Origin of the sequence: Streptomyces sp. NPDC004667 (assembly GCF_040609475.1) — a bacterium.
Classification (GTDB): domain Bacteria; phylum Actinomycetota; class Actinomycetes; order Streptomycetales; family Streptomycetaceae; genus Streptomyces.
On the sequence record NZ_JBEXKC010000146.1, the window covers coordinates 1 to 9,715 of the forward strand.

Sequence of the window (9,715 nt, forward strand, 5' to 3'; positions counted from 1 at the left end):
CTGCCGTACTGGTCTTCACCGCGGGCCTGCTGGCCCTGGCCGCTTGCGACGCCGAGCGCTTCCTGCTCCCGCGGCGGCTGCTCTACCCGACGCTCGGACTCACCTCCGCCTGCCTGCTCGCGGCCGCGGCGGCCACCGGTCAATGGCACCGGCTGGGCGTGACGGCGGCCTGCGGAGCGGGCGGATTCGCCGTCTTCTTCGCCCTGCACCGGGTGCGGCCGGCCTGGCTCGGATTCGGCGACGTGCGCCTGGCGGGCCTGCTGGGCACCGGGCTGGGCTGGCTCGGTCCGTGGTACCTCGTCTTCGCGCTGATGGCCGGCAGCGTCGCCGGGTTGCTGGTGGGCATCACCCTCATCGCGGCCGGGCGGGCCACCCGCCGGACCCGCCTCCCGTTCGGTGTGTTCCTCGCCGCCGGAGCCGTCGCCGCCCTCCTCGTCGGCGCTCCCGTCGTCCACTGGTACGAGAACGTGAGCGACCTGAGCGCGGCGGGTGCGCCGCTCGCGACGGTCCTCCACCGGCCGTAACCACCCGGGCCCCGACGTCAGTCGCGGGCGAGCCGAGGCCACCGCCTGCCGGACCGATCGGTCGGTCGACATCGCGTCGACCACCGACGGTCCTTACTCTTGTCACCATGACGCAACCTGACCTTCCGCTGGCCGAGTGGATCGTGCTCGCACTCATGGCCGAACGACCCAGCCACGGCTTCGCCATTGCCTCCCTCACCGCGGAGGGCGCGGAGATCGGCGAGTTCTGGTACATCTCGCGCCCCATGGTCTACCGGTCGATCACGAGGCTCGTCGAGCGCGGACTGATCACGCCGGTCGGCGCCGAGGAAGGCAACCGCGGACCGCAGCGCATGATCTACGCCGCCACCCGCTCGGCCAAGACGGCGGTCGGCACGTGGCTCAGCGAACCGGTGGCCCAGCTCTTCGACGTCCGCGCCGAGCTCACGTGCAAGCTGCTGCTGCTCCAGCGTCGCGAGGCCAGCCCGGCCCGCCTGGTCGAGCGTCAACGGGTCGTCATCGACGAGATCGAGGAGTCGCTGCGCGTCAAGGAGCACACCGGCGACCACCTGACCCGCGCGATCTACGCCTGGCGGCTGGAGCACGTCCGCGCCGCGCGCCGGTTTCTCGACGCGGTCGACGTCGACGTCCACGCCGAACCGGCGCTGCCGACGGCCAAGACCGGCTGACGTCACGCCCGTGTCATCCGGACGGGCCCGGCGAGCGCGTCGTCACGCTCGCCGGGCCCGTCTCGTACGTCAGGTCCTCATGGGCGGCCGTCGTGGACGGCTCGTCGCCTACGGCACCTCGATGACCGTCTCGCAGGAGCCGCCGGACGCGACCGCGTCCGTGCCCGGGAGCGTCGCACCGCCGTTGGCGTCGCCGGCGCAGACGTCCGTGTCGCTGCCGCCGGAGAGGGTGTCGCTGCCGGCGCCACCGACCACGGTGTCGTTGCCGGAGCCACCGGAGAGGGCGTCATCGCCGGCCCCGCCCTGGACGACGTCGCTGCCGCTGCCGCCGCTGATGGCGTCGTTGCCGTCACCGCCGTCGACGTAGTCGTCACCGCTGCCGCCGGACACGGCGTCGTTGCCGCCGAACGTGCAGATCGTGTCGTTGCCGCCGTTCCCGCTGACGCTGTCGTTCCCGTTGCCGGTCACGATCACGTCGGCGCCGCTCGTGCCGTTCACGATCCCGTTGCCGGTGATCGTGGCGGCGAGACCGCGGCAGCCGGCCGAGACGCTGATCGTCACGGTCGCGACGTTCGTGTCGTCCTTGCCGTCGGTCGCCTTGTACGTGAAGCTGTCGCTCCCGACGTAGGCGCTCTCGGGCTGGTAGCCGAAGGATCCGTCGGCGTTGAGCGCCACGGTGCCGTGCGCCGGCCCGGTCACGACCGATGCCGTCAGCGTGTTGCCGTCGGGGTCCGTGTCGTTGCCCAGGACGCCGGGAGCGCCGACGACGAGCGGGGTGTCCGCCCCGATGTGGCCGTACGACTCGTTCACGGCCGTCGGCGGCCGGTTCGTCGTGTTGAGCAGCACCGACGCGTCCTTGACGTACGTCGCCGAGCTGTTGGTGTTGGCCGTGACGACGTCGGGACGCCCGTCGCCGTCGAGGTCGGCCACCGCCGTGGCCTGCGGGTTGGTGGCGCCGTCCAGCCCGAATGCGAGCGGGCTGCCGAACGCGCCGGTGCCGTCGCCTTCGAGCACGATGACCTGGTGCGAGCTGGAGCTGGAGACGACCAGGTCGACGTGGCCGTCACCGTTCAGGTCGGACACCGAAGCGGAGGTGAGGTTCGACCCCGCCGACAGGAGGCTCGCGGTACCGAACCCGCCCGCGCCGTCGCCGAGCAGGACGGCGGCGCGCCCCGGCGTGCCGGGCGCCACGATGACGGCGTCCTGCTTGCCGTCCTCGTTGACGTCGGCGAGCTTGAGCTTGGACGGCAGGGTCATGCCGGCCGAGACGCTCGTCGCCGTGCCGAAGCCCCCGTCTCCGTCGCCCAGGAGGACGGAGAGGGTGCCGGACGACGAGTTCGACGTGACGAGATCGAGGTGGCCGTCGCCGTTGAGATCGGCGGCCGCGATGCTCTGCGGGCCGGTGCCGCCGTTCAGCCCGAACCGGGTCGCCGCAGCGAACGTGCCGTCGCCGTTGCCGAGCACCACCGCGGCGTTGTTCGTGTTCGTGTTGGAGGTCGCGAGGTCCGGCTTGCCGTCCTCGTCGAAGTCGCCCACGGCGACGGCGGTCGGGAAGCGCACGACACACGGGTTGTCGCCCGTGGTGTCGCACCCGGGGATCGGGTTGAGCTGCACGGCCGTTCCGGTACCGAGAGCGCCGGTGCCGTCGCCGAGCCAGACCAGGGCGACGTTGCCGCGCGCGTCCTGGCCGATGACGTCCTTGTGGCCGTCGCCGTTGACGTCCTGGATCACCGCCGAGCCGAGGAAGAGGCTCGACGAGGTCTGCGGCGCCGCGTACTTCGTCACGGAGCCGAAGCCGCCGCCGCCCGCGCCGAGGAACACGCCGAGGCCCTCGGTGCGGATCACCGTCACGAGGTCCGGCTTCCCGTCGTCGTTGAGGTCGCCGACCGCGACGCCGGCGCTGCCGCGGCCGTTGTCGTCGAGGTTCACCGCGGTCCCGAAGGCGGTCGTGTCGGAGCCGGTCGCCGAGGCCGGGGTGGCGACCATCATGACGGTCGCTATCGCGAAGACGAGCGTCGGGACTTGGAGTCTCCGACCGCGCGTGAGGTGCCGACGTGGTGATCTGTTCATGGGTGAGGACCCTCCTCGGGGTCTGATGAAAAGGAGTGGGTGACGCGCTTCGGTAATTCGATGGCCGATGCGCGAAATGCTGTACCGGGCGTTGTCGATCCGGCAGGAATCAACGGCCCGATGGCAGGGCATCAACCGAATTAGGTAGTCAGTGACTGACAACTAATGCAGGCGTACGCGATGTGCCATTCGGCCGGCCGCGGGACGCGCAATTCGGCGGTGCTGACGCCGATGGGCAGTGGGGCGGGCGACGGGGGTCGCCGGGCCGGGACCGTCGGCGGGCGATGCCGCCCGGCCGACGGTCCACTGCCCCGTGGTGCGGATCGCCTAGTAGCCGTAGGAGGAGAGGATCGTCTGAATGGTGGTGTCGGAGTCCCACTGGCTGTTGAACAGGTCGTCCCAGGCGGCCGCCGCACCCGTGTTGCCGCCGGTCAGGGCGACGCCGAACTGCTGGATGTCTCCGTAGCCGGAGTACGCGCTCGGATTGACCTCGGTCCAGGTGTTGGGGTCATTCGACGTGGTGTTGTTCAGCGAGCTCGACGTCCAGCTCACGTTCGCGACGTTCGACTTCGCGACGAGACCCAGCTGGGTGTTCCCGCCGGCGTTCGCCGTCACCGCGCCGCGCACCTGGCTGATCCCCGATTCCAGGCGCACCTTGCATGCCGTGCCCGCGCTGTCGCACGCGCTTCCCCGGAACACGTTCTGCCCCGCCCCGCTGTCGACCCACGAGAAGCCGTTCTGGGTCAGCGCCTGCTTGGACGCCGCGCCGAACGGCGCGGAAGCCGGGTCGGCGACCGCGATCCGGTTCCCGCTCGTCCCGAGCCAGCTCACCACTGCGGAGATCGTCGTGGGCGCGCCGCCGGAGACCGGCGAGGCGTCACACCGGGGTGACTGCGCCTTGCCGTTGCCGCTGCCGTTGGCGTCGGCACCGAGCGCGAGTGGCGGAGTTGCGGCGTTGGACGGGTCATCACCCTTGGTCGAGCCCGCCCAGCTGCCGCTGCAGCTGTAGATCGCCAGGCGCCCGATCGCCACGGCGTGCCTGGTGTTGGCATCGCCGTTGCACTGGACGCTCCCGCTCGCCGTGCACGTACCGCCGTACGCGGTCGGGATGACCGCGTCCACGTTGGCGGCGTCCGCCGACAGGAACGCGTCGATGTGCAGCGGTCCGTCGACGCAGTTGTTCGACGAAGAGGGGTTGCACGTGGTGTAGGGGCCGGCGCTCTTCAGCTGCTGGCGCAGGTTGCCCGAGGTGATCCCGCGCATCGTCGACGTGTCGATCGCCGGCTTGTTCCAGAACCCGCCGACCTGCGACGCGGCGTTCGCCGTGAACGGCGTGAACCCCTCGAGCGATGCGATCTGGCCCTTCATGTCCTTCAGGGCGGGGTACATGTTGTTCGCGACGCCGACCTGCGAATCCGTCGAGGCGAACGCCGTCGGCGCCGCGGCGGTGATCAGCGCCGTCGCGAGGGCGCCCGCCGCGAATACGTTCCGTACCCGGCGCAAGGTGGCGCGGCCGGAGTTCGGGGCGCTCCAGGTGCGCCTTGACTGTCGTTGCATCTGCTACTCCTAGTCGATCTGGTCGGCGGCGGCTGGCGGACGGGCGCCCTGCGGGTGGGACCAGGAAAATGTCGAGAACTCCTGGGCATCTGCGAGGTTTCCGGCATGACAGTGCCGCATGCGCCTAGATGGTGCTCACGTGAGAACCGAGTAGTCAATCGTTGACAACCGTGCGTGCTGTGGATGTAATGCACGTATCCAAACTGCAACGGTCCTGGCGGACGTATGTCGTCGGCCGGTTGCAGGACGCAGAGAAGAGGCTGGCGGCACGATGGGCAGAGGTGTCGAATGGCACGGTTGAGCAGACTGTCGGGCTCGCGCGCGATCAGGTGGGGCGCACTGGTTCTCGCCGTGGCCGCGGTGGCGCTGGGCGTAGTGGTGTTCACACGCGGTGGCTCGGATTCGGCCACCCAGGCCAAGAGGCCCGAGCGCGAGTGGTGCACGCCGGGCACCCCGCGCAGCGCGCTCTGCCCGAACAACAAGGTGTTCGACGCGAAGGAATTCGCCACCCACGGCGACGCCTTCGATTGCATCGGGTTCGCCCATCAGGCGGACGCCCAGGCGGTCCTGCGGGCCGACCCCGGCGATCCGAACCACCTTGATGACGGAGGCGGCGTCGCGTGTCGCGGACTGCCGGAACCGCGCGACACCACACCGGTTCCCCGCGCCGCACAGTGTGGTCCCGGCGACACCCGCAGCGCGGTCTGCCCGCAGCCGGACCGGGCCTTCGACGCCCGCTACTTCCTGCGCTACGGCAACGACGCCTACGACTGCCCGGACTTCGCCAGCCAGGCGGACGCGCAGGCCGTCCTGCGCTTCGCGCCGGCCGACCCGAATCACCTTGACGGTAACGGGAAGGGCATCGCATGCCCGGACCTGCCGGGACCCAAGGACGTCAAGCCTGTGCGACGGGGAACACCGTGACGCGGCGAGGGCCCGCGCGTGCGCTCGGGCCTGACGTGACCCATCGATCGAAGGAAGCCCCGACTGCCATGACACCGGACCATCGCCTGTTCCCCCTGCGCTCCAGACGCCAGGACGGCTTCACCCTCATCGAGTTGCTCGTGGTGATCGTGATCCTGGGCGTCCTTTCCGCCATCGTGGTGTTCTCCGTCAAGGGCATCGGCGACAAGGGCCGCAAGAACGCGGTCGCCGCGGACGCGGCCACCCTGCGAACGGCGCAGGAGTCCTACTGCGCGCGGCACGGACACTACGGGACGGTCGATGACCTGAAGGCCGACGGGCTGCTGGCCGGCGAACCGGTCTACAACATGGTGGCGGTCGGCGAGGAGAACAAGTGCGGTCGGGGCGAGAAGTCGTCGTTCACGCTGTACGACACCTCGCCGATGGATCGCGGAGCGGACTCGATCCCCGTGGGCACGATTCCGGCCGACATCGCGGTCGATGAGAAGGCCAATCGCGTGTACGTCGTGGCGTCCACCCCCACCACCAGCAACGTGACCGTGATCGACGGCAAGACCGACACCCCGATCGGCTCTCCTGTCGACGTTTCCGGCGCCGTGTCGAGCGCGAGCCGGATCGCGGTCAACTCCGGCACGGGGCAGGTCTACGTCGGGGGCACGAACGGCGTCGCGATCATCGACACGGCCAACGCCAATCAGGTGACCAAGGTAGACGGCTTCTCGACGGCCGTAGCCGGCCTGGCCGTATCCCCCGAAAACGGTGAGGTCTACGTCGGCGGCGGTGGTGTGGGCATCTCGGAGGTCTTCTACATCGCGCCCGGCGCCTCGTCGGCGCTGTCGATCCCCTTCCCGTCGGGCGCTTCGGGAACCGCGACCACCTCCAACGGCATGGACTTCTCCTTCGACCCTGCGCGCCATGCGGTGTACTTCACGAAGTCGGGTACCGGTAACGGTACGAGCCCCAACACCGGCCTCTTCGCCATCTCGTCGCAGACCCACGAGGCCAGGCTCGTCATGGATTTCCCGACGAAGGGGGCCTGCGGGGCCGCCTTCGGGGAGGGGCTCCTCGGCGGCTCCGCTCGTGGCACGACCGCCGTCGATCCGAACCGCAACCTCGTCTACCTCCTTGCCAGGAGGTGCGCCCAGGACCCGGCGACTCCGAGCATGTGGAAAGCCGTCGCGACAACGATCGTCATCAACCCCGACGAACGTACGTCAAAGGCGATCGACGACCCGTACTCGGCGGGATCGTCCTTCACTCCCCAAGCCGCGGTCTACAACGCCGCGGCAGGGTCGGTCTACGTCTACTCCAGTGGTGGAACGGGTGGAGCGCAGTGCGGCGGTGCCGGGGGCCGCATCGACCGGATGGCCGGGACGACGGCCACGGGGCAGGCACCAGTCTGCGCAGTGTCAAGTGCCGCAGGCAACTCGGCGCACAGGATGGCCGTGCTGAGAAACCTCAACAGGGTCTTCGTCGCGCAGTCGAAAGCCGGCAACGCGCCCGGCGGCCTCGGGGTCGCCGACGGCACCACGCTGCTGACGCAGGCTCCGCTGGGCACGTCCCGCCCCTTCGGCCCGCTGGCCGTGAACAACACCACGGCGAAGGTGTACGCGGTCGATCCGGCGAACCGAAACGTCGCGGTGTTCCGGACGGGAACGGCTTAGGACCATGACAGACCAGTCACGCACCATCCACAGGGGCCGGGGTCGTCGGCCGCGACCGGGCCGACGTACCTCCATCGCGGCGGTCGGTGTGATCGTGGCGATCACGCTGACCGCGTGCGCCGGCAACGAAGCCCCGCAGCACACCTTCGACGTCGCTCCGTACGTACACAAGGGGCACGTGGCCGACTGCGGCGCCTTCAAGGCCCAGGCCGACGCGCAAGCGGTGCTGCGGGCGGACACGTTCGACCCGAACGGACTCGACCGGGACGGTGACGGCATCGCGTGCCCGGCCCTCCCCAAGCCGACGGACAGGAAGCCGGTCCACCGCGACTTCATGACCGACGTGGACGGCGCGCCGATCATCGAGCCGATCAAGCCGTCGCCGACGTAGCGACAGCGGAAGCGGCCATGCTCGGCACGGATGCCTCTGCCACGGGCACAGCCGGGCACGGCGCGGTATCCCGACGGCGTCGTGGGCACCGCACCGGCGGTAGCGGGACGCGTCGTGGCCGGGTCGGTTGCCGAGATGACGTCAGAACCGCGTCAAAGATCGACTTCCGCGCGGAAGGAACACGTCAAGGAGTGCTGCCGGGGCGCTCCGCTCGGCACAGACTGGTGTGGCGACGGAGCCGGACGACGGACCGGCGGCACGCGGTTGGTGGGCGGTGACCTGAACACCGCCGACGAAGTGCAGGGTCCCACCGTGGGGGTGAGGGCCGGTGCGACCGCGTGTCGGTCACCCGTTGTACAACACGTGAGCCGTCCGGCTCTCCGGTGTGGGGATACCGGGGCCGGACGGCTCGCGTGTTCGGCTCATCGGCCCGTACTCGGGGCACGCGTGCCGACGATTTCTCGGGTTGCCTCGATCGTCAGGTGACCGCGGACGTCGGGAGGTCCGGTGCTACCGGATGACCGCCCTCCACTACGGGGAGGGTGAGGACCATCGTGAGGCCGCCGCCCGGGGTGTCCTCGGCCGCGAGAGTGCCGCCGATGGCCTCGGTGAAGCCTCGGGCGACGGCGAGACCGAGGCCGACGCCGGCGCCGCGCGGGGCGTCGCCGTGGCGCTGGAACGGCTCGAAGATGCGGTTCTTGGCCTCGTCCGGGACACCGGGGCCCCGGTCGACCACCCGGAGTTCGACGCGGCTCCCCAGGGCACTCGCGGAGACGTTGACGGGCAGTCCGTGGGGGCTGTACTTGACGGCGTTCTCGACGATGTTGGCGACGGCCCGTTCCAGCAGCCCCCGGTCGACGGCGACCATCGGCAGCGTCTCGGGGATGTCGAGGTCCACGCTGTCCTCCGGTACGCCCCCCAGGGCCATGGGAACGACCTCGTCGAGGTCGGTCTCGCGGATGAGCGGGACGACGGTGCCGGTGTTGAGGCGGGACATGTCCAGGAGGTTGCCGATCAGCGCGGCGAGCCGGTCCGCGCCGTCCTCGATGCCTTCGAGCAGTTCGGCCTTGTCGTCCTCGGACCATTCGACGTCGTCGGAGCGCAGGGAGGTGACGGACGCCTTGATGCCGGCGAGCGGGGTCCGCAGGTCGTGGCTCACGGCGGCGAGCAGGGCCGTGCGGATGCGGTTGGCCTCGGCGAGTCCGCGGGACTTCTCCGCCTCGTTCACGAGGCGCTGGCGGTCGAGTACGACGGCCGCCTGAGCCGCGAAGGCGCCGAGGACCCGGCGGTCCTCGGCGGGCAGCACCCGGCCGGTCAGGGCGAGCGCCATGTTGTCGCCGATGGGCAGGTCCACGTCCGCGTCCTCGGGCCGGACGACCGTGCCGGTGCCGACGGACGCGGCCGTCGTCCAGGGGTCGACCTCGCTGCCGCGCTCCAGGAGGACCACCGACTGCATGGCGAAGGTCTCGCGCAGCCGCTCCAGGAGGGCGTCGAGGGAGTCCTCGCCGCGCAGGACGCTGCCCGCGAGGAAGGAGAGGATCTCGGACTCCGCGCGCAGACGGGCGGCCTGGTGGGTGCGCCGGGCCGCCAGGTCGACCACGGAGGCCACCGACACCGCCACGCCGACGAAGATCGCGATGGCCACGATGTTCTTCGGGTCGGAGATCGTGAACTCGTGCAGCGGCGGGGTGAAGTAGTAGTTCAGCAGCAGGGACCCGAACGCCGCCGAGGCCAGCGCGGGGAGCAGCCCGCCGAGCAGGGCCGCCGCCACGGTGAACGTGAGGAAGAGCAGCATGTCGTTCGCGAGCCCGAGCTCGGGGACGAGTCGGCTCAGCAGCACGGAGAGCAGGGCCGGGCCCGCGATGCCGGTGAGCCAGCCCCAGATGATGCGGGAGCGGCCCAGCCGGGCGCCGCGGG

The 9,715-nt window shown here is 70.5% G+C and carries 8 protein-coding genes; 5 read left to right on the plus strand and 3 right to left on the minus strand.

Annotation, left to right across the window (positions count from 1 at the left end):
* Both ABZW32_RS37390 and ABZW32_RS37395 read left to right on the plus strand, forming a co-directional pair.
* Positions 1-524: A24 family peptidase (locus ABZW32_RS37390; protein ID WP_356225010.1), on the plus strand; the 524-nt coding region annotated here is incomplete at its 5' end.
* A gap of 107 nt (positions 525-631) precedes the next feature.
* The gene (locus tag ABZW32_RS37395) at positions 632-1,192 is read left to right on the plus strand and encodes a PadR family transcriptional regulator (RefSeq protein WP_356225012.1); all 561 of its coding nucleotides are present in this window, start codon (positions 632-634) and stop codon (positions 1,190-1,192) included.
* A gap of 108 nt (positions 1,193-1,300) precedes the next feature.
* Here the strand turns inward: ABZW32_RS37395 and ABZW32_RS37400 are convergent, their stop codons facing one another.
* Both ABZW32_RS37400 and ABZW32_RS37405 read right to left on the minus strand, forming a co-directional pair.
* Positions 1,301-3,262: an FG-GAP-like repeat-containing protein gene (locus ABZW32_RS37400; protein WP_356225014.1), complete on the minus strand. Its 1,962-nt coding sequence runs from the start codon at positions 3,260-3,262 to the stop codon at positions 1,301-1,303.
* A gap of 327 nt (positions 3,263-3,589) precedes the next feature.
* Complete coding sequence (locus ABZW32_RS37405) at positions 3,590-4,819, minus strand: hypothetical protein (RefSeq protein WP_356225016.1); 1,230 nt, start codon at positions 4,817-4,819, stop codon at positions 3,590-3,592.
* 297 nt (positions 4,820-5,116) lie between these two features.
* Between ABZW32_RS37405 and ABZW32_RS37410 the strand changes: the two genes are divergently transcribed.
* The 3 genes from ABZW32_RS37410 (at position 5,117) to ABZW32_RS37420 (ending at position 7,798) form a co-directional block, all read left to right on the plus strand.
* On the plus strand, positions 5,117-5,743 hold the full coding sequence (locus tag ABZW32_RS37410) for a hypothetical protein (protein WP_356225017.1): 627 nt from the start codon (positions 5,117-5,119) through the stop codon (positions 5,741-5,743).
* A gap of 68 nt (positions 5,744-5,811) precedes the next feature.
* Entirely contained in the window at positions 5,812-7,407 is a 1,596-nt protein-coding gene (locus ABZW32_RS37415; RefSeq protein ID WP_356225018.1) for a prepilin-type N-terminal cleavage/methylation domain-containing protein, read from the plus strand.
* Between the two features lie 94 nt (positions 7,408-7,501).
* The gene (locus ABZW32_RS37420; RefSeq protein ID WP_356225020.1) at positions 7,502-7,798 is read left to right on the plus strand and encodes an excalibur calcium-binding domain-containing protein; all 297 of its coding nucleotides are present in this window, start codon (positions 7,502-7,504) and stop codon (positions 7,796-7,798) included.
* A gap of 478 nt (positions 7,799-8,276) precedes the next feature.
* Here ABZW32_RS37420 and ABZW32_RS37425 read toward each other — a convergent pair.
* Positions 8,277-9,715: DUF4118 domain-containing protein (locus tag ABZW32_RS37425; protein WP_356225022.1), on the minus strand; the 1,439-nt coding region annotated here is incomplete at its 5' end.